21 protein-coding genes are annotated in these 25,407 nt (G+C 45.7%); 6 read left to right on the top strand and 15 right to left on the bottom strand.

Translation table 11 applies throughout. From position 1 onward, the window contains the following. Positions 1-379: 379 nt before the first annotated feature. The 15 genes from O3C43_08905 to O3C43_08835 form a co-directional block, all read right to left on the bottom strand. Positions 380-1,630: a cell division protein FtsZ gene (locus O3C43_08905; protein MDA1066607.1), complete on the bottom strand. Its 1,251-nt coding sequence runs from the start codon at positions 1,628-1,630 to the stop codon at positions 380-382. A 10-nt stretch (positions 1,631-1,640) separates the two neighbouring features. Continuing rightward, the gene (gene ftsA / locus O3C43_08900; protein ID MDA1066606.1) at positions 1,641-2,852 is read right to left on the bottom strand and encodes a cell division protein FtsA; all 1,212 of its coding nucleotides are present in this window, start codon (positions 2,850-2,852) and stop codon (positions 1,641-1,643) included. Between the two features lie 21 nt (positions 2,853-2,873). Further along, the gene (locus tag O3C43_08895; GenBank protein MDA1066605.1) at positions 2,874-3,803 is read right to left on the bottom strand and encodes an FtsQ-type POTRA domain-containing protein; all 930 of its coding nucleotides are present in this window, start codon (positions 3,801-3,803) and stop codon (positions 2,874-2,876) included. A gap of 25 nt (positions 3,804-3,828) precedes the next feature. Next, positions 3,829-6,174, bottom strand: coding sequence for a UDP-N-acetylmuramate dehydrogenase (gene murB, locus O3C43_08890; GenBank protein ID MDA1066604.1), 2,346 nt, complete (start codon positions 6,172-6,174; stop codon positions 3,829-3,831). After that, positions 6,171-7,304: a UDP-N-acetylglucosamine--N-acetylmuramyl-(pentapeptide) pyrophosphoryl-undecaprenol N-acetylglucosamine transferase gene (locus tag O3C43_08885; protein ID MDA1066603.1), complete on the bottom strand. Its 1,134-nt coding sequence runs from the start codon at positions 7,302-7,304 to the stop codon at positions 6,171-6,173. The genes murB and O3C43_08885 overlap by 4 nt, the downstream gene beginning before the upstream one ends. Then, a complete protein-coding gene (locus O3C43_08880) occupies positions 7,304-8,464 on the bottom strand; it encodes a putative peptidoglycan glycosyltransferase FtsW (GenBank protein MDA1066602.1) in 1,161 nt (386 codons plus the stop codon). The genes O3C43_08885 and O3C43_08880 overlap by 1 nt, the downstream gene beginning before the upstream one ends. 31 nt (positions 8,465-8,495) lie before the next feature. Further along, positions 8,496-9,638: a LysM peptidoglycan-binding domain-containing protein gene (locus tag O3C43_08875; protein MDA1066601.1), complete on the bottom strand. Its 1,143-nt coding sequence runs from the start codon at positions 9,636-9,638 to the stop codon at positions 8,496-8,498. Positions 9,639-9,644: 6 nt separating this feature from the next. Further along, positions 9,645-10,925, bottom strand: coding sequence for a UDP-N-acetylmuramoyl-L-alanine--D-glutamate ligase (murD, locus tag O3C43_08870; protein ID MDA1066600.1), 1,281 nt, complete (start codon positions 10,923-10,925; stop codon positions 9,645-9,647). Between the two features lie 4 nt (positions 10,926-10,929). Further along, entirely contained in the window at positions 10,930-12,030 is a 1,101-nt protein-coding gene (gene mraY / locus O3C43_08865; protein MDA1066599.1) for a phospho-N-acetylmuramoyl-pentapeptide-transferase, read from the bottom strand. Further along, entirely contained in the window at positions 12,024-13,418 is a 1,395-nt protein-coding gene (locus O3C43_08860) for a UDP-N-acetylmuramoyl-tripeptide--D-alanyl-D-alanine ligase (GenBank protein MDA1066598.1), read from the bottom strand. Before O3C43_08860 ends, mraY begins: the two co-directional genes overlap by 7 nt. Further along, complete coding sequence (locus tag O3C43_08855) at positions 13,415-14,911, bottom strand: UDP-N-acetylmuramoyl-L-alanyl-D-glutamate--2,6-diaminopimelate ligase (GenBank protein ID MDA1066597.1); 1,497 nt, start codon at positions 14,909-14,911, stop codon at positions 13,415-13,417. The genes O3C43_08860 and O3C43_08855 overlap by 4 nt, the downstream gene beginning before the upstream one ends. Before the next feature lie 112 nt (positions 14,912-15,023). Continuing rightward, entirely contained in the window at positions 15,024-16,805 is a 1,782-nt protein-coding gene (locus O3C43_08850) for a penicillin-binding protein 2 (protein ID MDA1066596.1), read from the bottom strand. Positions 16,806-16,807: 2 nt separating this feature from the next. After that, complete coding sequence (locus O3C43_08845) at positions 16,808-17,206, bottom strand: hypothetical protein (GenBank protein MDA1066595.1); 399 nt, start codon at positions 17,204-17,206, stop codon at positions 16,808-16,810. 3 nt (positions 17,207-17,209) lie between these two features. Next, on the bottom strand, positions 17,210-18,181 hold the full coding sequence (rsmH, locus tag O3C43_08840) for a 16S rRNA (cytosine(1402)-N(4))-methyltransferase RsmH (GenBank protein ID MDA1066594.1): 972 nt from the start codon (positions 18,179-18,181) through the stop codon (positions 17,210-17,212). 220 nt (positions 18,182-18,401) lie between these two features. Next, positions 18,402-18,890: a hypothetical protein gene (locus O3C43_08835; GenBank protein MDA1066593.1), complete on the bottom strand. Its 489-nt coding sequence runs from the start codon at positions 18,888-18,890 to the stop codon at positions 18,402-18,404. Positions 18,891-18,996: 106 nt separating this feature from the next. Here O3C43_08835 and O3C43_08830 point away from each other — a divergent pair, with 106 nt between their 5' ends. The 6 genes from O3C43_08830 (at position 18,997) to O3C43_08805 (ending at position 25,404) form a co-directional block, all read left to right on the top strand. Continuing rightward, complete coding sequence (locus tag O3C43_08830; protein MDA1066592.1) at positions 18,997-19,764, top strand: TlyA family RNA methyltransferase; 768 nt, start codon at positions 18,997-18,999, stop codon at positions 19,762-19,764. Between the two features lie 82 nt (positions 19,765-19,846). Continuing rightward, positions 19,847-20,686 carry an NAD(+)/NADH kinase gene (locus tag O3C43_08825; protein MDA1066591.1) on the top strand — a complete coding sequence of 280 codons (840 nt, stop codon included), beginning with the start codon at positions 19,847-19,849 and terminating at the stop codon, positions 20,684-20,686. Between the two features lie 133 nt (positions 20,687-20,819). Further along, complete coding sequence (locus O3C43_08820; protein MDA1066590.1) at positions 20,820-21,593, top strand: GYF domain-containing protein; 774 nt, start codon at positions 20,820-20,822, stop codon at positions 21,591-21,593. A 59-nt stretch (positions 21,594-21,652) separates the two neighbouring features. After that, the gene (locus O3C43_08815) at positions 21,653-23,095 is read left to right on the top strand and encodes a YihY/virulence factor BrkB family protein (GenBank protein ID MDA1066589.1); all 1,443 of its coding nucleotides are present in this window, start codon (positions 21,653-21,655) and stop codon (positions 23,093-23,095) included. A gap of 3 nt (positions 23,096-23,098) precedes the next feature. Next, on the top strand, positions 23,099-23,593 hold the full coding sequence (locus O3C43_08810; protein ID MDA1066588.1) for a GNAT family N-acetyltransferase: 495 nt from the start codon (positions 23,099-23,101) through the stop codon (positions 23,591-23,593). A 194-nt stretch (positions 23,594-23,787) separates the two neighbouring features. Further along, positions 23,788-25,404 carry a hypothetical protein gene (locus O3C43_08805; GenBank protein ID MDA1066587.1) on the top strand — a complete coding sequence of 539 codons (1,617 nt, stop codon included), beginning with the start codon at positions 23,788-23,790 and terminating at the stop codon, positions 25,402-25,404. The last annotated feature ends 3 nt before the right edge of the window (positions 25,405-25,407 follow it).

The following is a 25,407-nucleotide window of genomic DNA, read 5'->3' as shown; positions in this document are numbered from 1 at the left end:
CGGGTCCTTGAGCTTGTCCAACTTGATATAACGTTCGGCTTCATCAAAAAAGGAAGGTTGATAGCATTTCATATATAACCTTCTTATTGTATATAAGCAACTGACTGTCAATGAGTTAATTTATCAAAGTGCCCTTTAATGAATGGAATAAAGATTGAGAAATACCGAAGAAGATTTTTTAAGGACGCGAACGGAGTCTCAGTCAAGCACAAGAGGGCAACTTGACAATAGGGAGCTTACAAAATTGAAGGTTGCTCGAAATCAGCACGATCAATCTGCGTCGTCAAAAAAGTTGGCCATATCGAAGCCTGGAGGATGAACCGGGGTCACAGATACAATATACTGGTGATATCAGCTCAGAAGAGGATCAGCGTGGTGATTAATGAAGCACTACGCGTATTCCTCTTCTCAAATAAGTAGGAACATCCAAGTCCAATCCGTCGTGCACATTCCGGCCTGTTTCTTCAAAAAATCCACGATTCTCATCAATCCCATCAAAACCCAATTCTTGTTGAATCTTGGGGATAAGGTCCATTTGGCCCATTTTGCGAACTTCACCGGCGGTCGTTTTCTCGCGAAGAGAAACAGCCCTAACCGGGACCTGGTTCCTGGGTTCTGGTAAACGGTGTGCGGGGGAAACTCGCGTTTTTCTAAAACTTCGCATCGCTCCCGCATCGGTCGTACCCAGGACGCAGATCTCAACTGTATTGGTTTTACCTTCGTCTATTACAGCTCCTAAAACTGTGTTTTCTCGGCTACCAAACTTTTCGGTTACAAAAGTCATAATCTCTTGAACCTGTGACATCTGTAGATCTGTCCCACCTACAATATTTACCAAAAGATTGTCGGCAACCTTCGAGAAATCGGGCACGTGCAGCAACGGACAGAGAACGAGGTCATCCAACGCATTCTGAATAAAATTTGGCCCCTGACCGACTCCGAATCCAAATAAAGTTTTTCCTCCACGAATATTGAACACTTCGCGAAGTGTGGAAAAATTCACGTTAATCAACCCGGTCTTGAGCAATATAGACCATATGGACTTTACTCCACGAGTTATCCATTCATCAGCTTTTGAGAATGCGTTCAGTACAGAATCCTGGGCGGATTCTTCCTGAAGTAGCATATCATTCGGAAGAGGTATTACCGCATCGGCAATATCGCGGAGCTCTTTTAAGGCAGAGTTCGCCATTTTAAACCTACGCTCTCCCTCAAAAGTGAAGGGCATATTCACAAAAGCAATGACCAGAGCGCCCTTTTGTTTGGCAATTTCAGCAATCACGGGCGATAGACCAACTCCTGTACCGCCACCCAGACTGGCCACTATAAAGATAAGCTCGAAACCATCCACCAGACGGGTAATGATTTCGCGATCGGACTCGGCGGCTTTCCTGCCCAACTCCGGATCCCCACCTGTTCCAAGACCTCGGGTAATATTTCTACCAATGAGATGCGTTTCTCCAACCGGCGAGTCGGACAACGTTTTCAGATCCGTGTTAACACAGGCCAGGCTCAACCCATCGAGTTGCTCCATATCCATACGGATGCGGTCAACCGCATTGTTTCCGGCTCCTCCAACGCCTACAATTTTAATACGAACCGGGTTTTCGAAAAGTGCTTGAGATTCCATGAGGTCAAAATTAAAAGCCAAGTAGTTGTTTAACGCCCTTCATAAGCTTGGTTCGTTTACCTTCCTTGGGAATCAGATTATCGTCTTTGTAACTGAATCCAAAATAAAGGAGTCCCAAGGCGGTGCTAAAATCTGGTCCGGCGAGATCGGAAGCAACCCAGGATGGATTTTCACCGAGCGTTACGGGAAGGCCAAATATCTTTTCACCCAACCGGTCTATCTCTTGTAATTGGGATGAACCACCAGTTAACACCACGGAAGAAATTTGCCGGTTGGAAAAGTAATGGGCAACATTCTTGTCCCCCCGAATCAACTTAAAGAGCTCATCAACTCGGGCGTTGATTATCTGACATACGACTGAGCGCGAGATGGAACGGTCACCAATAGTCAGATCGCCTATGAGCATGACTTTGTCGTCTTTTGATTTTGGCTCAAGCATGGCCTTGCCATTTTTAACTTTAAGCATTTCAGCCAACTTGGCATTCGTCCGAAGGCCGATGCTCAAATCATTGGTTATGTGATCTCCACCCACCGCTATAACACCGGTATGGGTAACATATCCATTATTAAATAAAACGTAGTCAGTTGATCCACTGCCAATATCGATTACGAGCACCCCACTCTTCCGTTCCTCTTCGGTGGTAACCATCTTACCCGAAGCAAGGGAACTAACAATCAGGTCTTCCACATGAAGACCGAAACCATTGATGATATGAATTGAATCACTCATCTTTTTAACCGATCCGTGAATATTCCAATAACCCACACCCAGCTTGTGGCCTTCCATATGCTCTGGATTATCTACCGGATCACCATCCAACACAAAACCGGTTCGGATGTGGTGAATAATCGCTCGATCTTCAGATAATTGTTTACTCTTAGCCTCGGTAAGCAGGCGACGAATATCAGAACGATTTACAATGTTGTCGGAGGATTTAACCGTCACTTCAGCATCATTATAGAACGTCTCAAGATGCCTACCAGATTGAGCCAGATAAACGCCATCTACGCGAACACCTGCACTCTCCTCAGCTGCCATAATCGCTGCATGAGTGCAGTCACTGGCCGCATTGAAGTCGATTATTTCACCCTTCTTAACACCGCGACTTGAGGAGACTCCCATGCCGACAATATTAAGAGTTTTTTCGTTTACGATCTCGCCGATGAGTACGACGGTTTTACTGGTACCAATCTCTATGGCTCCTATGATTTTGGAGTTCACGATAGGAAGAAAAGGGAAGGATTAATATGAGTTGTTAGGATAAGAAGGACTGGCGAATTCAACAGTTGGCTGGTCCAAAACGGAGAGGTTCACCCGGGAGACAAAAGATACAGATGGCCCACCCTGGCTGTCGAGAATGTAATCAAGTTTTTCTAACTGATCAGCAAATTGTTTAGGACTGAATAATATCTCCGGAACACTTAGAGAATGCACCCGGATATACCCTTTAGTAAAATTCTTGCCCCTGATCAATCGATCGGCAAATAAGATACTCCACTCTCGGGCGAGTTCAGGATATTCAGAGCAAGCAACCTTGTATAATTCCGCCAAACAGGGGACAGAAGTAATGGGATGATATCCACTATCGTTCCGTTGAAGATCTACGCCTGCAATAAAGGGTAAATGATTGATCGCTTGATCAGGAAAACGAATATTTTTAAACACAAACCCCTCTTCATCGACCATGTAAATCTGTGATTCACCGATCTCATCCTTAACCTTTATTCGAAAAACGGGCATCCGTTCACGGACCCGAACGTGGAGTTTACTAGGAAACTCCCTTTCGACGGAGGCCTCTTTGATCTGCGGGTAGCTTTCAAGTGCAGATTTTACGGAAGTCATATCGATCTGCAGTAACCCCAAATTATTCTCAAGGGCCATCCGATATTCAATCCAGGACGGGGGAAGCACACCATCCGTTTCGATTTCGATTTCAACAAAAGAAGAGGCAACATCATGAAGAGCCTGTTTTGGGGGAGTATTTACAAAGTAATACCCGAGTAACGATAATCCCAGTACAAGTGAACCTGTTCCCAAACTTATGGCGCTGAGTCGCAAAAGCCGGCGTATGCGCATAATGCGCGATTCTCTTGTAATTGATTGTTTTCCAGCTCTTTGAGGTATTCTTTGCCAGGTTGATTCCGGGGTTTTTTTATTGTTATTCTTTGGCATGATTGGTCAGCAGGTAATTGGGATATCAAGGTTGGGAAACAGGAAGCGAAGTACAAGACTCTTTTGGCAGCGAATCTAAATAATTCTCCCATTTATCACCGAACAAAATGACCTCGGGTTCAAGCTCATATCCGGTTTTCTGGTACACTTTTTTGCGTAATTCGTTTATTAGGGATATAACATCGGATGCAGTCGCAGTTCCGCGGTTCACAATAAAGTTCGCGTGCACATCCGAGACTTCGGCTCCGCCTACTGAAAATCCTTTTAGCCCTGATTGGTCAATCAGCTTTCCCGCAGCAGAACCCTCCGGGTTTTTAAAACTGCAACCAGCGCTCGGCAATCGAGGTTGGGACTCTTTACGTGAATTTTGATAGGCGTCCATAGTGTGCTGAATCGTTTGGACCGAAGACGCTTCACCCGTTTTACAAACAATGGCTAGTCCGATAGCATCATTGAGTTCATGACAATGACGGTAACCAAAATGGAGGTCCTCAACGGAAATGTTCGAAATGTCCCCGCGGTAATTCATAAGAACAACTTCCGAAATTACCTCAGAAACCCAGCCCCCCATTGCACCGGCATTCATGCGCAATGCACCGCCAACGTTACCTGGAATTCCTTCAAGAAATTCGAAACCAGCCACTCCGAGTTTGCGCATAAAGCCACAGAGTTCTTTCAGCCTCACTCCTGCACCCGCTCGAACGCGCCCGTCTTCCATGACTTCTATTTTTTGAAAGAAGGGTTTCGATAGGCGAATAACCAACCCACGCACACCTGAATCGGGAATCACCACATTGGATCCTCTTCCTAGAAAGTGGATTTTCACCCCATATTTCGCTGCTTTGCGCAACAGAACCTGTAAATCGGTTTCACTTGCCGGTTCGGCATAGTAATCAGCGAACCCGCCTACACGAAGCGTCGTTTTGAACGCCAAAGGCTCATTGGATTTAAGCAAAGAATCACGGCCAAGACGTCCCTTTAAATCGGACAGAAATTCATCGTTGGAAATCGCCTCATTATTGTTGAGATTTGATACATACTCGGCAGCAACATTATGAATATTTCCCGCACCTAAAAACAATAAAACGCCAGAGGCTTGTTTCAACTTCGCGAGTTGTTCCAAAACGGCCTTTTGATCTTTGCAGAAATACGATTCTCGATCCGGGGCAATTTCGGAGTAGGCATTAAACAGATCTGTGCCAGTCCCACCTGGAATTGGGTCTTCACCAGCTCCATAAACTTCCATCATAAGTAATCGATCTGCCTGAGAAAGGACCTCCGCAAATTCAGATTTGAACTGGAGTGTTCGGGAATATCGGTGGGGCTGAAAAACCACGCTTATTGAACCACCCTTTAAATGGAATGCTTCAAAGAGTTTTCGAATTTCTGTAGGATGATGACCGTAATCCTCTACTACTGAAAATCCGTTTTTTTCGAAAAGAACTTCCTGACGTCTCCATAGCCCTGGAAATGCGGCTAGCAACGAATCATTTAGTTTTCCTTTTAATAAATGAACAACACTGAGGGCGGCCAATGCGTTTTGAGCATTGAAAGGTTCGTCAAAGGGAACTTTCAATGTACAACTTGGCAATGACCCACTGACTTCCATGGTGCCATTCGAAAAACGGGTAAGTTGAGCTTCACCATTTTCACCAAAGGTATGAATCGCGGCATCGATTCCACTGAGATCCAAGCCCCTTGATAATTCGCAAGAACGGTTCAAGAACACGTGCTCGGACGTGCGTTTTATTAGCTGACGAAAGGTTTCCGTACATTTGTTTTTCGTTTGGTAATAGTCAGCATGGTCCCAATCGACATTTACCAACAAACAAATCGCTGGAACAAAGGACTCTATACTGCCATCGCTTTCATCCACTTCAATTACCAACCACAGACTTTCCTTGTTAGAATGCCCAGGTAGGAGCCTGTCTTCAGAAAAGAGTCCGCCCAGGATGTAGTTGAAGTCGATCCCAGATTGAGTCAGCGCGTAAATCAAAAGACCACAAGTAGTGGTTTTCCCATGAGATCCGGCTATCGCAATTGTTTTAAAACACTTACTGAGTGCCGCCAGGAATTCACCGCGACGCATAGATGGAACTTTTTGAGCCAACGCACTTTTTAATCCCGGGTGGTTCAAACCGATCGCATTTGAATAGATTATACCATCTGCGGATCCCCAATCGGGTTTGTTACTTATTTCAACCCCATTGCCCAAAAGCATTTGATGTACTCTTGGATGAAAATTATCGTCTTCCCCGGTAACCCGACAACCGGCTTGCTTCAGAAATATCGCAAGTGGTGCCATTCCCATACCGCCAACTCCGATCATGTGGAAATGCTTTGAAGCAAGATCTGATTCAATCGTGATCATACTTCTCGAGACGGAAGGGTTGTAGCCGTGGATCTTTCCAACTTTACCGGAATTAAATCCTCAAGGGCATCGGCGATCAGAATTGCCTCTTCAGGTAGATCCATGGAATTAAGATTCTCCTTCAAACGCTTGTTTTCTGATTCTTCAAATAAAAGTCGAATAACTAAATCAAACAGAGAATCGAGTTGGGAATCTTCCAGAACATGTGCGGCATCCTGGCGGGCGACATACTCAGCGTTGGCGCTTTGATGATCATCACGAGCAAAAGGATATGGAACAAGTACTGAAGGAACTCGACAGCGAATAATTTCCCCAATACTTCCGGCGCCAGCTCGAGAAACAACAAGATCGGCTGCAGACAACACAGCAGGCATGTTATCGGAAAAAGGAACGTACCAAGCTTTAACCACACCCCAAGATGCCGTATCGAAATCTGTTTCGATTGGAATATCCTTGTTCATTCCAATCAGGCAATAAATAGAAATGCCACGCTCCGCCAATGCCTTGGCGTTGTCTTTCGCCCAATTGTTAAGCGAACTCGCACCTTGGCTACCTCCAAAAACAACCAACAGTTTTCCAGACGGACTAATTCCAAGAAGCTCACGCGCCGTTTCTTTAATCATAGGTACAAACTCTTTACGAAGAGGCAGACCTGCATATTGAATTTTGCTGATTTGGATACCTCGAAATACAACTCCCTTTGGAAGAAATATCTTACTTGCAAATCGACTCAGTAAACGATTCGATCGACCAACGACCCGGTTAGCCTCATGCAAAGCGAAAGGTATTCCTTTCATACAACCAGGCAATGCAATACCTGCGGAAACGAAACCACCAAACCCAAGAATAAGATCCGGTTTTTTTTGTGACAATAATCGTAGAGCAAAAATGAATGCTGTAATTTGTACCCAGATAAATCTGACAAGCGCAACGGGACGCCATGCAAATGGTGCACCCGGTGCTTCGATAAACTCCATCATCGGGTAGTTCCGGATGAGTCTTGAATCTACTTTTTTTCGAGAGACAACCAAGGTACAATGATGCCTTCGAAGCGTGAGCTCTTCAGCAATGGCGATACCCGGAGTAAGGTGCCCACCGGTACCTCCACATACTATTAGTATCTTGGCCATTAGCCCCGAATCTCAACAAGTTTCCGCCGCTCTGTCCGTATGGGAAGACTTTCCCAACTTCGAAGACAGTTGATCAGCACTCCAGTAAACACACACATGACCACAAGGTTTGATCCACCATAACTAATAAACGGAAGAGACATTCCTTTGGTGGGCAAAAGCCCGGTAACTACACCCATATTGATCAATGCCTGCATGGCAATCATCAGCAACGAACCCAACACAAGTAAGCCTTGGAAGAGATTCGGCGCACGTCTCATCGAGAAAATGATAGTGCAAAAAATGATCATAAATAGTACGACTATAAGGCAGGTGACCATAAAGCCGAATTCTTCACCGATGATAGAAAAAATAAAATCGGTATGCGCTTCAGGCAAAAAGCTGTTTTGAAAACGTCCGTCTCCGGCACCTACTCCCGTCATGCCACCATTTCCCATAGCCATCCGGCCCTGATGGAGTTGATAAGCTCCACCGAGCTTATTAGCTTCCACATCCAGGAACGACATCAGGCGACGCAATCGTACTGCATCCTGGAATATCAAATACACGAATAAAGTTCCACCTCCGATAACGCTAGGAATCAGATAAGTGAGACGAGTTCCGGCTAAAAACAATAGCATCACTCCGACTGCACCATAGAGCGCACACGTACCAAAGTCAGGCTCCAGAATAACTAGTACACAAAACACTCCGATCATTCCAAGGGGAATGGCAAAACCACGCATCAACGTCTTCAAATACCGCTGGTTCGTACTCAGGTAATAGGCTATCAAAAATACAAACGGAATCTTGGCAAATTCGGATGGTTGAAAACCAATCGAACCAAAGGTTATCCAACGGCGACTTCCATTTACCAAATGTCCAATCTTGGGTATGAGCACCGCAATCAATACAACTACGGCAAACAAGGCTGCCAAGGGAACCAACTTTTTCAAACGATCGAGATCCACCAGGGAAACAAACACTCCACTTACGACAGAAATGCCAAGCCACATGATTTGACGTTCGAGGAATTTGTAGGAACCCGCATCCAGTGATTGGGTTGCACTAAAGATGGATATCAATCCAATTAATATGAGCGTAGAAACACTGATAATGATCAGTAATCGTTGATAGAAAGAATGACCAGGATTAGGTGCTTCTTTTTTGGCTTTACTCATTCAGAGCGGTGTGGGAGAGCTTTGGAATTGGTTAGGATCGTGGAACAACTTCGACTTCCGGAAAGTTTTCAAGGTCGCCGAAAACGGAATCTTCAAATTGGTTGGGAGTCGCAACTGGTTGCGTATTGCTTGGCCGGCTCGATGGAGGAACCGCCAGACTCGGTTGTGCAACGCCTAAACGAATCTCCAACTTTTGACCCACTTGAAGTGAACGGGCATTCTGGATACCGTTATCTTTCATGAGTTGGCTCGTGGTTATCCCATACATTTTCGCGATAGCTCCGGGAGTTTCACCGGATTGAACAACATGGATAATTCCATCAAAATTCGACTGTCTGGTTTGAGGAGTCGGAGCTACGGCAGGAGTGCTGTAGGTTTGAGTGGGGGTCGCACTTACTCCGCGTGTGGAAACACTATTAACCGGGATGGTCAGACGCTGACCCAGTTGAATCACATCGGACTTTAAAGCATTGGCAATTTTGATATCATTAACCGTTGTGTTAAATTGCTTGGCGATACGAGAAAGCGTGTCTCCTTTGGTAATGGTATACACCTCGGATTGGCTGTCTTGTTCGGCGACGAAACGTTGAATAGGAGGTCCAGATGTTTCAGATGGGATCACCAGGCTCTGGCCTATATTTATTGTTGAATTTTCGCTAAGCCCATTGGCTGCCAACAAATCTTTTAGAGCGATACTGAAATCTCGCGAAATTTTCCAAAGATTATCGCCCTTTTTAACCGAGTACTGAACAGCTGGAGTCGTAGTATCAAAACCGGTTAAAGGTTGGAGAACCTCTTCGTCTTGTAAATCAGGGTTCAAGACTGGTTGTTGATACGAATCGTACGGACCGCTACCTGGGCGGGTCGGTTGCGCACGGTTCTCGCGCGAGTTAGTCGGCGAAGTTGAGTAAGCATTCGATCCACTATTAAATGCAGAATCAATTCCTCGATTCGACTGAGGCTGATTGTATTCAGTTACGACAATGTCATCATTTTCAGTGGGACGATTAGGTGCTGAATAGCCATCGTAAGTAGAACCTCCGGTTGATGGGGAATTTGTTTGCTCGGGAGACGGTGCGGGTCCACTGCTGCTGGAACAGGCTGACAGCAGGTATAACCCTGCGATAACCACTACGTGGAATGCTAAAACTGAAATAAATACGTGAGCTTTCATGATAAATTATGTCGTTGGCTGTATGCTAACCTGGATGTCTGATATGACTCTCTCAAAACTTTTCCCTCGTTCCGAGTAATTTCTAAAAGGTTTTTGGCTGGCAAAACCCGGACTAAACAGGACGATGGATCCTTCGGTAGCCTGTTGATAGGCGGCTTTAACTGAATTTTCCAAAGAATCAAATGACTCACAAGGGACCTGGATACTTTGAAAAATGGTGCAAAGGTCCTCAGATGTATCACCAGACAGGAATGCTTTCTTGAAACGATGACCGATTCTTTGAGCAAATGCTTCGATTCGCCCGCCCTTGGTTCGTCCACCACCAACCCAATAAATAGGTTTTTGGAAGTGCTTTAGGGCTGCCTCCGCGGATGAGAAATTCGTGGCCTTGGAGTCGTTCCAAAATTCCACTCCATTAATCGTGGCAACTGGGGCAAGGCGATGTGGACTTTGCTTAAAACTTCGAACTGAATCGTGAAGCATTTCCGGATCATAACCCCAGGAACGAAATAAAAGAGCAGCAAATTGGAAATTCTCCCGTTGTGGCCGTAAACTGAAAATCGAACCTTCAGGAACACGAATGAACGACCGGTCCAAAACATACGTTTCCTTGGGAACCGCTAAGCCAATCTCGCGAAATTGGGCATCCACATCCTTGCCAATAAAAACCGTCCTGGCTTTTGCGACATCAAGTAGTCGCACTTTCGCAAGGAAATAGTCTTTCATATTTCCATAACGGTCGAGGTGATCTTCCGAAAAATTTGACCAGACGATACTATCGGCTCTAAAGTATTTCATGAGCTCCGCTTGAAACGAGCTCACTTCGACAACGGCCCACGCATCCGCTGAATTATGTTTTTGAATCAAACTCGCAAATGGAAATCCGATATTGCCGACAGCGTAACCGTCCAAACCGGCGAAAATCAACGAGTGGGTTATAAATTCAACCAAGGTAGTTTTTCCATTGGTTCCAGTTACTGCCACAATTTTCCCTTTCCAAAAAAGACAGGCCAAATCAAGTTCGCCCATAACCTCGCACCCAGCTGCCAGTGCTTTTGCAATCCAGGGATGTTTAGCTGAAAAACCAGGGCTGGCGATTACCAGCGCATGTTTCTCTGCATCCTCTTTTTCAAAACAAAGCGGAAAGTCAGAATTTACCTCATCGTAAACAATCGAATGACCACCTTTGAATTCTACCAACTCAGCAGCAGCCTTGCCGCTGATTCCAGCACCAAAGATAGCGACAGGTTTTTTAAACCAGGATTCAATATCAAAAGACGGATGCATGAGATTAACGTAATTTCAGGGTCCCCAATCCTGCCAAAGCAAATGCCAGTGATAAAATCCAAAACCGGATTACCACTTTAGATTCCGGCCATCCCTTTAATTCAAAATGATGATGAATAGGTGCCATTTTAAACACCCGTTTTTTCCGGATTTTGTACGAAAATACCTGAATGATCACAGAAAGGGCCTCCATAACAAAAATGCCACCCACGATAACCAAGGTAAGAGGTTGATGGACCATAAAAGCAACCACGCCGATCAAACCACCAAGCGCAAGCGATCCGGTATCCCCCATAAAAACTTCGGCTGGATGCGAGTTGTACCAAAGAAAGGCCAGCCCCGCCCCTACCAGACAACCACAAATAATACTCAACTCACCAACTCCTGGGACGAAACTGATAAACAGATAGTCGGCAATCAGTGCATTACCGGCAGCATAGGCCATAATTGAATATACGAGCGCAACCGAAATGGTGCAGCCAATCGCCAGGCCATCGATGCCATCCGTGAGATTAATTGCGTTTGAGGAACCGACCAAAATAAAAAATAGGAAGACAAACAGCACGGGAATTGGAAGCATCAAAAAGAGGGGATTCTTGAAAAACGGCACCCAAAATTCTCGAACCTTATTGGCACTATCTGGATGAAGCAAAAGAAGAGTCAAAGCAGCGAGAGTGATAAGCGTCTGCCAAAGGAGTTTTTGCTTTTTGTTCAACCCTGCGCTGTTTTTCTTGGTCACTTTAGCATAGTCATCCATAAACCCCAACGCAGTTAGCCCAGTGTATACGGCCAAAGCGGTAATAACAAAAATATTAGGGATGGCCCAAAGAATGGTGCTAATGGTAACAGAAAAATAAATCATTAATCCGCCCATGGTGGGAGTATCTTTTTTCCCTGCATGAAGTGCCGCCAATGAACCCACTTCAGATTGGTCTCTCAGCGCTTGGTGGAGTTTAAATTGCCGCAGGTAACTCAACAAAGGTCCGGCAATAAGAAATCCGAAAATTAATGCGGTCGCAGAACCAAACAGCGCCCGAAACGTTATGTAACGAAACAGTCGGAGCGGTCCCCAGTAATTCTCGAAATCTGCCAGATAACTCAGCATGTTGTCTCCACCGGTCGGTGTATTTCTTTCAGTTGATTGTAAATGGTTTCAAGGGCGTAAGCTCTGCTGCCTTTTAAAAAAACGGAGCCTTCCAAATGACGAAGCTCTTTGATCACATCGGTTTGAGAATTAAATAATCGGACACGTTCTTCGTCGCGGCCTGCTGCTCGAAACCCGGCGAGAAATCCTTGCATCTCCTCACCAATCATAAATAGACGATCCACCGACCTGAGTTTAAAAGAACGACCTAACTCATGGTGGTATTCTTCCGTGTACTCGCCCAGATCTTTCATCCCGCCAATGACATAAAAACGGGGCAGATCAGCGGAAGTGGTCGCGTTGAAAAATTCCAGGGAGTCTCGCATGCTCGCGGGATTCGCATTGTAGCAATCGACAAAGAAATCGAGATCACCAACACGGTCCCTTTGACAGCGAAGTTCGGCTGATTCCCAACCGTCCAGGCGCGTTTGCAAAGCATGAGGGTCGAGTCCTAGTTCAAGCCCTAAAAGAAGAGACAAGACCATGTTCCTCGCCATGCCATTACTCGTACGGTCAACGGAGAAACTAAGCACCGAGCCCCCTTTCGGACGAAGCACAATGTCTGTCTTTTTGGCCTGCTGATCCAAACTAAAATCGACAAAGCAAGACCCGCTCGGATAAGAGCGGCCAGGCTCGGGTTTCCCGGCAATCAGGCACGGAGTCTTCAGTTTGGTAAAGGGAGAAAATCGAAAACATTCCACCGGCAAAATAGTAAGTTTACTGGATGCTTCCGCTAAAGCGGCTTTCTCTACTGCAACACCTTCAAGCGAAGGCACTCCTTGCAAATGGACAGGAGCAACCGTGGTTATGATTGAATATTTGGGTTGAAGAATTTTTGCCAATGAAGCGATTTCTCCGGGCGTACTCATACCGACTTCAATCACTGCGTTCGAATACTCATCGCGCAATTGAAGTAATGTTAATGGAACGCCCAATCGATTATTGAAATTTCCTGGAGTCTTCAATGTGTGTTCGCCCAAAAGCACGGCTAACAATTCTTTGGTCGATGTCTTTCCACAACTTCCTGTTACGCCAATAACAGTACCGGAATATTCAATCCGAACTTGAATCGCCAGTTCACGTAACGCTTGTGGCGCATCCTTTACGACCAACTGGGGCAGATCCACCTGCGGCTGATGTTTTGAAACTAACGCAGCACTTGCTCCATTAGCCTTGGCAGCCTCAATAAAATCGTGTCCATCGCGCAGGTCCGTTTTTATAGCTACAAAAACCTCGCCGGGATTGAGTGTGCGCGTGTCTATGTTAAATCCTACTATCTCCTTCGGAGGATCCCCCATCCATTGACCACCGGTCCAGCTTGAAAAATGTTTAGTCGATAAGGGTTTCACTTTTTTCTGTTAACCAATTGTTTGAATTCAAGAAGTTCTCTGGCAACGACACGGTCATCAAAAGGGACGATCCGGTCTTTAAATTCTTGCATGGTTTCATGCCCCTTACCGGCAATCAAAACCGTATCACCCGGCTGGGCGATGTCCAGCACATGGCTGATGGCTGCTCTTCGATCGGCAATAAACGCAACTCCGCTGGGTTTCGTAACGCCTTGTTTCATGTCGGATAAGATATTTTCGACGGATTCACCTCGAGGATTGTCAGAGGTTGCACAAACAAAGTCAGCGTGTTTCTGAGCCACTTCCATCATGGACTTGCGCTTGTCCTTATCCCGATTTCCACCACAGCCAAAGGCAACAATCAATTTGCCACGGGTAATTCCTCGCAACATGCCAAGCGCTTTATCCAGAGCATCGTCGGTATGAGCGTAATCCACGAAAACATCAAAGTCTGTCGCTCCTGGAATTCGCTCCATTCGACCAGGAACTCCAGCAAAGGAATTGAGACGATAAAGAATGGTTTCTATATTCAGACCGAGGCCTTCACATACCGCGAGAGCAGCCAAAATATTACTCAAATTGTATTCTCCCGGTAAACGCGTGCGAACCGTTTGACTGCCTCCGGGTCCTTCCAAAACAAATCGGGAACCTGAGTGGTCACATTCAAATTGTGAAAGATAAAAATCCGCATCAGGGTTCGAAATTGAAAAGGTCACCACCCGACTGATCCCACTTAATTCATCGACCAGTCGTTTTCCAAAAGCATCGTCTAAATTGACCACAGAAACTTTGGGCACTGTGCCAATTTCACCAGTAAAAAGTCTACGCTTTACCTGATAATAAGATTCAAGGTCCTTGTGGTAATCGAGGTGATCTCGGGTGAGGTTTAGAAAAACGGCTACATCGAAGTTTGTACCAAAGATGCGTTGTTGATCAATGCCATGGCTACTGACCTCCATAACGCCCCTTCGACAACCGGCATCTTTCATTTGTTTTAAAAGAGCAAACGTATCAATAGCTTCTGGTGTAGTCTTAAAAGAGGGCAAAGTCCTTTCGCCCAAATCATACTGCACGGTACCAATGAGACCTGTTTTCGATCCGCCAACCAACCCATTTAAAAGATTTTGCACCAAATAGGAAACGGTCGTTTTTCCATTTGTCCCGGTAATGCCGATCAATTCCAAATTTTCATCAGGAGATCCATAGTAGCTTCTCGCCACCTGGGCGACAACTCGACGAATGTTTTCAACCTGAATGGTGGTTATTTGTGGATAGATACGGTCGCTTTCAGAAACGACCGCAACAGCTCCACGGTCAATCGCTTCTTCGACAAAATATGTTCCATTCGTCCGTAGACCGGGAATGGCAAAGAACACAGCTCCAGGGATCACCCTTCGACTATCCGTCACCAAGGCGGATACTTGGTGCTTCAAGTTTCCCGTATGCTTGAGCCGAAGTGCTTCAGGGAAAAGGGTCTCTAGTGTAGCGATCATATGTTTAGTTAAAGACCTCTTTCCGGGTATACCAGTTCCCCAGCGTCTTTGTGTCCGATAATAAATACTAAATGTGTGTGTTTCAAGGTCTGCAAATCCGATCATGTATTATTTACTCCTGTTCGCCCATGGCTAGAAAGCCACGGATCGGGGCTGTAGGTGAAATGCCCAATAAATGTATTAATTGTTCAGCCACTCTTTTAAAAGAGGGGCCCGCTAATTGACCGCCGTAACGTAACCCTTCCTGAGGATCGTAAATGATCACAGAAATTACTAACCTGGGATCACTGGCAGGGAAATAGCCGATAAAGGAAACATCCACGTCGGTCGCCGAATACCCCCCCGTTTCAAGAACTCTTTGGGCGGTACCCGTTTTGCCAGCGACCTCCATCCCCGGAATCTGCGCTTGAGGAGCCGTTCCCTCAGGACTCACCGTTTTTACAAGCATCCGTGAAAGAGATCGTGCTGCGACTGAGGAGATGACCTGGCGAATCGGTTTTGGTTGGTAGTTCGATATAACGTTTCCCTCCGAATCCTCTACTCTAGACAACACCTGAGGAGTCATGAGCACGCCATCATTGGCTAAAACAGACATAGCATAATGCGCCTGCAGTGGCGTGACGGCTATTGCATGACCCATAGGCAACCGAGAGATTGTCAAACCATCCCAATCTGCAGGTTTGTTGAGAATCCCTTCACGTTCGGGACCCAGGAGAATCCCTGTTTTTTCACCAAAACCAAAAGCTTTTGCGTAATTATAAAGTCGCTGTTCGCCTAACATAATCCCAATTTGGGCAGCACCGCGATTACTGGAGTGGGCAATAACATCTTCAATGGAGAGCACGCCATAGTCCTTCCCTCCATGATCTGCAGGTAGATGAACGACCCGACCGAGGTACGGAACGCGAGTGAGCGAACAATTGATCTCCATCATGGGATTGATGATTTCCTCAGACAGTCCAGCCCCGATAGGTACTATTTTAAAAGTAGACCCAGGTTCATAAATATCAGATATTGCCAAATTGCGCTGTTGGGAAACCGGATATTTAATTGTATTAAAATATTCGTTCGGGTCGAAAGTCGGCCAATTAGCCAAGCCCAAAATATTACCGGTGGATGGATCGCTCACAATAATTGATGCTCCCATAGGTCTGAGCTTCGCAATCTCCTTTAGTTCTAATTCAAGCACATGCTGAACCATCATATCCAAGGTGAGAGCAACGTGAAATCCATCTGTAGCTTCTACCTGACGTTTACGGTATTGATACATTTCTTGACGCTTCCCGTCCCACTCCGTTTCAATCCAGCCAGTCTGACCTTTCAGATAGAAATCCATGGCCTTCTCGATACCGGCCACAGCTGTCTCCTCTTTATTCACGTAGCCAAGAACATGAGCGGCGAGAGAAGCTTGAGGATAAACACGTTTGAAGTGCCGGTTGCCGTACACTCCATCGACGCCGAGATTTAATATTTCTCGATAAACCTTTTCATCAATATTATCAGCCAACACACGCCATCGAACCGGCTTAGATGAATCATCCAATACTCGGGTCTCACCCTTCAATTTTTGATAAACTTCTGAATAAGAGATTTCCAAAAGCTTGGCTAATTTATGCCAATTGGGTTTATCCTCAGGTTTTAACGCCTGCGGATCCACACCCACCTGGCGTACAGTGTGGGTGGTGGCAATCAGGTTGTGGTTCCGGTCATAAATGTTACCTCGACGGGCCTCTATCTTTTCAAACTTTGTCCGAATTCTTTCACTCTCTTTGACAAGATCGTCACGCTCCAACACCTGAAGGTCTACCAATTGTACGAGTACGGCACCAAACCCGATCATAAAAGCGACGAAAATCCAAACGAGCCTACTAACAGGTATACAGCCGCGAGTCATAGCTATTGATTTTCCCCGGGATCGTTGTTAGCTAACTCTAAGCGAGTCTGGTACGGATTAGATGGATCAGGTACATTGGTAGAAAATGATCCTTGGTGGTTAATATCCATGGAACGAACCACGATGACCCTATCCTCGCTTGGAGGACCAAGCTGGAGATTAGTTAAGGCAACAAGTTGTTTTAAATAATCGGGATTGAGAGAACTGGCAAGGTCCGTATCGAGAATATCTTGACGTCGCCCCAACTCGGCCAACTCAGATTCCTTTCGGTCCAGACTCGCAGCGATATCACGAATGGTGCGCTTCGAATGAACTGTCATCATCCCAAAAGCAAGCAGGCCCATAAGACTGAAAAAAGTCATGGTCAACAACCAGCGTGTATAAATAAAACCCGATTTCATCCCTCAGGCGAGTCCTACTAGCTTGCGGACGGCCCGCAACTTAGCGGATCGCGACCTGGGGTTCTGAGCAATCTCTTCTGCTGAGGCAGTAACAGGCTTTCGAGTAAGCGCCTTTGCAACAACGGTTCGCAACTGTTGGGGGGTATTATCTTTTCGATCTATAGGCTGCCCGCACAGTTTACGAAAATATCGTTTAACAATCCGGTCTTCCAACGAGTGGAAGCTGATAGCAGCAAGGACCCCATCCGGAGCAAGTAAATTAAAAGCCTTAGGTAAGGCAGCCTCGATAACATCGAGCTCACGGTTAACCGCGATCCGCACACCTTGAAAGGTTTTGGTAGCAGGATTTAATTTACTCCGCCTCCGGATGGGAGCTGGGATTGTATTGGATATTAGCGTAGCTAAAGTTGTCGTATTTTGAAGTGTTTCAGTGCCACGGGCGTCAATGATAGCATCGACGATGCGCCTCCAAGAGGTTTCTTCTCCGTACACTTTGACGGCACGAATGAGGTCTTCCCGGCTTGCGGTTTCTAAAAACTCAGCGGCGGTCTCCCCTTCTCGCGGATTCATTCGCATATCGGGGAGTGCATTCGCACGAAAAGAAAATCCACGACCCGGTTGATCAAAATGGTAGGAAGATACTCCGTAGTCAAAAAGGACTCCGTCGAACTTGCCTTCCTCGACTCGATCAAGCTCCGAGAAATTCAAGTCATAAAAGCGGAAACGACCAGGGAACATTTCGGAAAGTGCGTGAGCTCTTTCCGCAGCTTCAGGATCGCAGTCAATAGCAACGACAGAAACGGTGGGACCGGACTCTAACAGCGCTCGAGTGTGCCCTCCTCCTCCAAAGGTAGCGTCGAGGTAGGTTTTTCGATCGGATGACGCAAAAAGCCCAAGCACCTCCCGGAGTAGTACCGGGAGGTGACCTTTGCCAAATTCGTTACTTTTGGCAGGGCTATCCGATCCGCAAAACATTTTTAACGATTTTCCACCTTGATGGCTTTTCTATCTTTTTAGGTTCCGTAGGTGCCTCCCAACGCTGTTGAGCAATTTGAACGAGACGCGACGCAATATTTCTATCTGTTCGGTAATCCCCGATATCCCATTCGTTACAATGAAGAACCTTTCCATTGTTTAAAACTCCTGAAGAATATAGTGAATTGACTAGTCTCATATTTGGGCGGCGTGGTTTGGGTTAAATTATTCCTGTTTTCCAAATTTTCTCCATGACGTTAAGGAGGCGGCGACCTTGAGGTCCGATATCGAGCGAAAATGCATCTGCTTTAAATTTTTCGTAACGCTCAGGGTTCCAGATAGCCCATGAACCAAACATGCCGACGAGCTTGGCTTGATTCTCCAGGCCGGCATGCTCGATCAAATCCGGGGTAAGCACCACACGACCACTTTTGTCGCAAGTAACCATCTCCGACTTTTCCATGACGTACATGATGAAGTTTTGTCCCTCCAAATCAGACGGCAGGATGGATTCCATCGTTTCTTCCAACTGTTCCACCTTTCTGGGTGGGCAAAGCCAAATATAGCCAACGGGCTGAGGAATTGCCAGGTACGCAGAGTCGGTATCATCGCCGTCGAACCGCCACTTTCTGGGGACGGTTACACGGTTCTTGGAATCAAGGGAATGAAGATATCCCCCTGCAAATTTCCTGTTATTGGAAGATAGCATTAGTCATCATCTTGTGGGATGAGTCGACATTTCGCGACACTTTGCTCCACAAGTCAAGTTATCAGTCTTTTTTTGGCATTTTTTTTTGCTCTTTGTAGGCGGTTCAATGTGGATTCTCGCTGTGGAGAGAAAAAACCGTCGATTAGATGATATCTTGGTTGAGCTGGGACATTGTGAAACCAGGTCCCGAGCAAAGGGCCTCATACTGGCCGGTAAGGTCCGGAGAGGGACGGAAATACTTGATAAACCTGGGAAAACCTATCCACAGGACATTGAGTTAAATATCATCAAGCCTGCTCAGTTCGTTGGCCGAGGGGGCGAAAAACTGGAAGCCTATCTAAAAAAGTTCCCAACTTCAGTTGAAGGCAGTCGTATTCTGGATATCGGCGCATCCACCGGTGGATTTACAGATTGCTTACTTCAGCGAGGAGCTAAGGCGGCTATTTGCGTCGATGTTGGCAGAGCTCAATTGCACCAAAAAATCCTGCAAGATCCCAGAGTGACGAATATTGAAAAAACAAATGCACGCTACTTGACCCCGGAACAACTACCCTACCCTGACTATGATATAGTTGTAATGGACCTCTCCTTCATTTCATTGAAAAAAGTTCTTCCAGCAATTTGGCCGTTACTAAAAACAGGCGGCAAACTGATAGCGTTGGTAAAACCTCAATTTGAAGCGGACAAAGAAACCGTCGATAAATGTCGAGGAGTGATTCAGGACGATGAAATTCGGGAAGCCTTACTTCAGGAAATTAAGGACTGGATCAATAAACACCTCACTGATGTTTTCATCGAAGCCACTATTGAATCACCCATTTCAGGTGGGGATGGAAATCGAGAATATCTTTTGGGCACGACGAAGAAGGGATAAGAACAACCTCAAGAATCCAAAAAAGCGTCATTGCCAATAGAAGATCGGCTCATTAAATCCGTCTTTCAACAGAACTGATACCATGCATGCCCTTGATTCTATAGCATTTTTTATTAACGAGACAAAATATGGAGCTCCGGAATTGGCGGCTGAGTTGATAAAAATTGCAGATCAACAGTGCCGGCACCATCGCGTCACATCGAAATATCCGCTTGATCGGGATTTCCTGAAAGATGTCAGCGCTTGTTGCGTAATAGGAGGTGATGGAACATTGCTCGGAATTGCAGAAGAATGTGCTACTCAATCGGTCCCGGTAATAGGAATAAATCGGGGTGGTTTGGGATTCCTCACCACCTTTTCTGGTGAAGAAGCCGTTCGACTTTTCCCCGAAGTACTCAAGGGAAATTACAGTATAACCGAACGAAGCATGGTTCAAGCGACCGGCTCCAACGGGAAAACAGCTTCCGCATTAAATGATGCAGTCATTAAGGAGATTCACTCAGGTGCGATTCTAAATCTGAACGTGTGCAACGAAGCGGGCACCATAACTGACTACTTGTGCGATGGCATCATTTTCACCACCCCAACGGGTTCAACCGCTTATAATCTATCTGCCGGCGGACCGCTCGTTGCGCCCAATGCTAAAGTCCTGACAATGACTCCGATTTGTCCTCACACCCTGAGCAACCGGTCCATTATTTTTGATTCAAAAGAACGACTAACAGTCAATGATGCCTCTAAAACTAAAACCCTTAAGGTTATTCTGGATGGGGCAGCCCTGTTGACCATAAAACCGGGAGAAAGTGTCGTTCTCGAACTATCACCCTTGAAATTGTCTTTGATTCATCAAATGGAATTTAACCACTTCGAAGTTGTCAGAACAAAATTGAAGTGGAGCGGAAGCCACAAATCTCAGCTATAATAGTTCATAAGCGCCCAGCCTTGAATACTTTGTAAAAAATGGCAGCTGAGTTGCGAAAGCGGGTGTTTTTTCTTTTTACTGTTTGAATTCCCATTGTTAATTCAAGCGACACACCTCCACCTATCTCATCACCATGTCGGAATATTTTATTCGCTATCCAGACTCGGAAGAGGCCAAAGGGCCCTATAACATCGAGCAACTGCAGTCACTCGCAGAATCAAAAAAAGTAACTCCAAACACGCTTTACTACGACGACGGCAAAGAGGTTTGGATCGCTGTAAAGGGAAATGAAACTCTTGCAGACATCCTTTTCCCTGCTGAAAAAAAGCTGGTTTTAAAAAGAAAAGAGAATGAAGACCTTCATCTTTTAAACAAACCGGAGGACCAGGAGACCGACAAGTTGAGTATTGCAGACATCCTGGCAGCCGCTGAAGGTCATACCGAAGAAACAAAAAATAAAAAGGCCAAAGCAATGTGGCAACACCGCACAGTTGGATGCACCAGTTTTGCGCTTACCCTGACCTTTCTGATATCGACAGTAGGGTTTCTTTATCTGCACCTGGGGACCATTCGAACACAGAATCTGGACCTTATTATAAGCAATCCATTCCTGATTACTGTCGTCATTGATTTATTTCTGACTATTTGCCTGGCACTTTCGGTTACCACGATTTATCCGGTCGTACGCTTCAGAGCAGCCGTTGGATTAGCTTTCCTGGCCCTTTATTTCTACAGCTTTGGCGAGCCGATCATGGCGGCTCTGATTTCGATAAGCATGGTTAGCACCTTTATTAATACCTTCACCACTCGAGCTTCTCTATTCATTCTTACGGGTCCCGGATCCGTGGGAGGCATGGCGGCATTTATGTTTCTCTACTACCTGTATCTCAATCCTCCAGCAGTCTGACGCATCGTTGACTTTGGTCACCGGCTTAAGAAGAGTGGCCTGGCAATCAATTTTTGAGAATGAGTGCGCTAGGAACAATATATAGAACAAAGTGGAAAGATCCCTATCGAAGGTTTCGACGAATCCTGAAAAAAGAGATTTGGGAAACCGGGCATGAAGACAGGAACAAAGCGACCGAGTTCGCCTATTACGTTCTTCGTATCTTGTCGCTGGTTAAAACAGGATTTATTCGAAATAACGTTTTTGTCCGATCGGCAGCACTCTGTTATAGCTCCTTACTAGCATTGGGCCCCCTGGCAGCGATTGTCTTGCTAGTCGCTGGAATAATAATGGAGCAGGTGGAGCGAGCTAAAATGCTCGAACTGATGAATAATTTCGTAATCTTCCTGGCACCTCCATTGGGCGAATATTTCGAATCGAGTTCCAACTTGTCACAGAACACGTTGATCAACGAAAACTTGTTAAATGGGCTGGACGGATTTATTGAAAGTGCAAAATCTGGGGCTTTTGGAGTTATTGGCCTGTTGCTGCTGGTCGTGATCGCCATCCAATTGTTCATGGCAATTGAAAAGGCATTTAACGACATTTGGGGCGTTCGTCGCGGTCGCGGCATGTTTCAAAGCGTAGGGTCTTACTGGATTTTCATTACGCTTGGCGGTTTTGTATTTATTGCCGCACTAGCCGTTTATTCCGCAGGGACTTACGTCCAATTAGTTGAGGGCTTGCCTTTCGGGGAACATATTTTGCGACTTATTCAATGGCTGGCACCGTTGCTTTCCCTACTGATCATCTTGATACTTCTTGCAAGTTTCTATCGTTTCATCCCCAACACCCAGGTTTACTTCCTCCCAGCTTTGAGCGGTGCATTCATAGTATCGATTTTATTGGTACTTAATAAAAAACTCTCATTCCTGTATGTTAAGTACGTGGTAAATCAGGAAAGCCTTTACGGATCGCTCGGTATCATTCCGATTCTGATGATAGCACTTTATGTTTTTTGGGTAATCATATTAATCGGAGGCCAAATAACCTACGCCATCCAGAATGCCAATTTCCTGGCCAATCAACAGGCATGGGAAAACACCAGTCGCTCCACTCGGGAAGTGCTAAGCCTGGCGGCCCTTATACTGGTGGCCCGAAGATTCAAGGCCTGTAAACCCGCCTATTCTTCACCAGAATTAAGCAAAAAACTTCGAGTACCTGGGCAGATCCTAAACGAGTCACTAGCCAACCTCATGGATATGGGGTTCATTACGGTCCTTACATCCGAAGTTGGTAGAGGCAATACTGTTAAACGTTACCAACCAGCCAAGCCACTAACGAAAATTAACCTGTTCGAATTTAAGAAAGCATTGGACGATTACGGAAATTCTGAGGGCAAAGAGTTAATTCTTGATGTTGATCCGCTCATTCGCGAATACAGCAATAAGGCTGAGATGAATATACAAAACGATTGGGAGACAAAAACGCTGGAGGACCTCCTTGAAACGGGAGTTGCCTAAGCCATGATCGAAATTCGCCACGCAAGAACAGCAGATGCGTCAGGAATCAATCGGATCGGCAATCATTATATAAACATTACTCCAGCTAACTTTAAAACTGAGCCTCTTACACTAGAAGAAAGAGAAACCTGGATAAACAGTTTTTCAGAATCTGGCCCATATCAGCTTTTTATTGCCGAAGAGGATAACTCTATTCTGGGCTACGCCGGCTCTACTAAATTCCACGACCGAACGGCTTACGACACCTCGGTGGCTACGGCAATTTATCTAGACCCGAATGCTTGCACCAAAGGAATAGGAACCCGCCTGTACACACAACTCTTTCAAGCATTAGCCAAGGAAGATTTGAACCGTGCATTTGCAGGGATAACCATCCCGAATCCAGCATCAGAGGCCCTGCATCTTAAGTTCGGCTTTAAGAAAGTTGGAATTTTCACCGAGGCGGGCAGAAAATACGACAAATATTGGGACGTCTTGTGGCTGGAGAAAAACCTCTAAAAGTAGAATCCAGAGTCACTCTGACAGCTGAATGATACTGGTTAGATTGTAGCTTTAAGATGGCACCTTTAGTCTATTGACAAGCATAGGCCCTTATCTACCGTTTCCGCTTTCGTATTTATACCATGTTCTACTGGATTCAAACCTATCTAACTAAGCACTTTAAGTGGATACTCGTTATTCTCTTAGCGGTAATGATCGTTTCTTTCGTATTTACGATCGGAAATTTCAGTCCAATTGGACCAGGCAGCGGTCCTCGTTACCAAGAGCAACCGTTCCTTGGCTACGATTTATCTTTGGCTAAAGACCAAGAAGAGATCTTTGGGGCAGGCCAGATAAGCCTATCGCTCGTTTACCCATCCTTTTTCGGGCAACCAAGCGGAGGACAGATCCAAGACTATTCGCTATCCAGAGTAGCATTTCTCCATATTGCAGATGAAATTGGTCTACCAGGACCCACCAAAGAGGAATTCAAAGCCCACGTCCAACAACTGACCGGCTTTATGGATTTCAGCACGCAGGGGTTCGACCAATCACGCTTTAATGCATTTGTAGACTCCCTCAAAGCGGGAGGGTTGACCGAGGCTTACGTAACCAAAATTATTGAGGACGATTTCCGCATGAATAAATTGCGCGAAATACTACAAGGTCCGAGTCATATCTTGCCGTTTGAAGCGATCAATGCGGCTCAGGCTAGCAACACAGAATGGACCCTGGAAACAGCGAAAACAAACTACGTTGATTTCACTATTGAAATTGAGCCTGCGGAAGAAGACCTAAACACATACTTTGAAAACAATAAATTTAGGTACCTTGTAGATGCCAAAACCAAGGCGAGTTACATATTATTCGATCCCCGCAAACAAATCGACAACGAGTACGAGCCAGAAGCAGGCGAAAAGAGCATCCATTTCTTCACCAACAAAGCTCGATATCAAGCAGCGGTTCCAAAGCCAAAGATAATAACAAATGAGGATGGTACTATTGAAACGCCTGAAGCCCCTGAAGTAACTTTGGCAGATGTGGAGACGCAGATCATTGAAGAACTTCGACTAAACCGGGCCAATAAAGAAGCTCAAATAATTGCTGAAGAGTTTGCGTATCATTTATTTGATAAAGATATTCAAAACGGCAGTCCGGAATTCGAAGCTGCCCTTTCTGAGGCAGGCCTAGAACTTAGGCCATTAGTTTCTTACCCGCAAAGCACAGTGATCATGCAAGACGGATTGACCATCCAGACGTTGAGTCACGTATTTAATTTAAATGACGACCGCTACTATTCGGACCCCTTACAAAACAACGATAACTACGTGGTACTTATTTACCAAGGTGAAGAAGCTGCATACACGCCTGATTACGCTGAGGTCCAAGCCCAAGTAAAAGCCGATTACATCGAAGGGAAAAAACGGGAATTGTTTGTGGAGAAAGGTGTGGAGATTAAAAAAGCAATCGCCGGTTCAATGGCCAGGGGTGATACATTCGAAGCTTCAGCCAAAGCTCAAAACTTGACCCACGCAGTATTTGAAAGCTTTAAGCGCAATGCACAAACCCCGGAAGGTTTAGCTCAGGGCTTGTTAGCTCATTTGGACAACCTTAACAAAGGTGATCTATCCGATTCGGTTACTACCTCTACCGATGGGACTATTATCTACGTGGTTGAGAAGGTAGTCCCAGAATTCGATTCAGACTCTGAAGAGATCAAAACCTACCTGGACTCACAGGCTGGCAGAGTTTCAAACGTGGAATCAATTATTGGTGATCTGATGACCAAGGCCTTGTCTGGGACTGCTCTGGCACAGGAAGAAATTTAATAG

The sequence above is a fragment of the Verrucomicrobiota bacterium genome (assembly GCA_027622555.1).
Classification (GTDB): Bacteria; Verrucomicrobiota; Verrucomicrobiia; order Opitutales; family UBA2995; genus UBA2995.
This window is presented reverse-complemented; position numbering and strand designations above follow the sequence as displayed.

Excerpts from the sequence above, each read along its gene's own strand:
- O3C43_08845 (MDA1066595.1), bottom strand. The coding sequence starts at position 17,206 with ATGAAATCGGGTTTTATTTATACACGCTGGTTGTTGACCATGACTTTT.
- murB (MDA1066604.1), bottom strand. The coding sequence starts at position 6,174 with ATGATCACGATTGAATCAGATCTTGCTTCAAAGCATTTCCACATGATC.
- O3C43_08895 (MDA1066605.1), bottom strand. The coding sequence starts at position 3,803 with ATGCCAAAGAATAACAATAAAAAAACCCCGGAATCAACCTGGCAAAGA.
- O3C43_08880 (MDA1066602.1), bottom strand. The coding sequence starts at position 8,464 with ATGAGTAAAGCCAAAAAAGAAGCACCTAATCCTGGTCATTCTTTCTAT.
- O3C43_08805 (MDA1066587.1), top strand. The coding sequence starts at position 23,788 with ATGATCGTTTCTTTCGTATTTACGATCGGAAATTTCAGTCCAATTGGA.
- O3C43_08820 (MDA1066590.1), top strand. The coding sequence starts at position 20,820 with ATGTCGGAATATTTTATTCGCTATCCAGACTCGGAAGAGGCCAAAGGG.
- mraY (MDA1066599.1), bottom strand. The coding sequence starts at position 12,030 with ATGCTGAGTTATCTGGCAGATTTCGAGAATTACTGGGGACCGCTCCGA.
- murD (MDA1066600.1), bottom strand. The coding sequence starts at position 10,925 with ATGCATCCGTCTTTTGATATTGAATCCTGGTTTAAAAAACCTGTCGCT.
- O3C43_08830 (MDA1066592.1), top strand. The coding sequence starts at position 18,997 with ATGTGGATTCTCGCTGTGGAGAGAAAAAACCGTCGATTAGATGATATC.
- O3C43_08885 (MDA1066603.1), bottom strand. The coding sequence starts at position 7,304 with ATGGCCAAGATACTAATAGTATGTGGAGGTACCGGTGGGCACCTTACT.
- O3C43_08875 (MDA1066601.1), bottom strand. The coding sequence starts at position 9,638 with ATGAAAGCTCACGTATTTATTTCAGTTTTAGCATTCCACGTAGTGGTT.
- O3C43_08810 (MDA1066588.1), top strand. The coding sequence starts at position 23,099 with ATGATCGAAATTCGCCACGCAAGAACAGCAGATGCGTCAGGAATCAAT.
- O3C43_08825 (MDA1066591.1), top strand. The coding sequence starts at position 19,847 with ATGCATGCCCTTGATTCTATAGCATTTTTTATTAACGAGACAAAATAT.
- O3C43_08850 (MDA1066596.1), bottom strand. The coding sequence starts at position 16,805 with ATGACTCGCGGCTGTATACCTGTTAGTAGGCTCGTTTGGATTTTCGTC.
- O3C43_08855 (MDA1066597.1), bottom strand. The coding sequence starts at position 14,911 with ATGATCGCTACACTAGAGACCCTTTTCCCTGAAGCACTTCGGCTCAAG.
- rsmH (MDA1066594.1), bottom strand. The coding sequence starts at position 18,181 with ATGTTTTGCGGATCGGATAGCCCTGCCAAAAGTAACGAATTTGGCAAA.
- O3C43_08905 (MDA1066607.1), bottom strand. The coding sequence starts at position 1,630 with ATGGAATCTCAAGCACTTTTCGAAAACCCGGTTCGTATTAAAATTGTA.
- O3C43_08835 (MDA1066593.1), bottom strand. The coding sequence starts at position 18,890 with ATGCTATCTTCCAATAACAGGAAATTTGCAGGGGGATATCTTCATTCC.
- O3C43_08815 (MDA1066589.1), top strand. The coding sequence starts at position 21,653 with ATGAGTGCGCTAGGAACAATATATAGAACAAAGTGGAAAGATCCCTAT.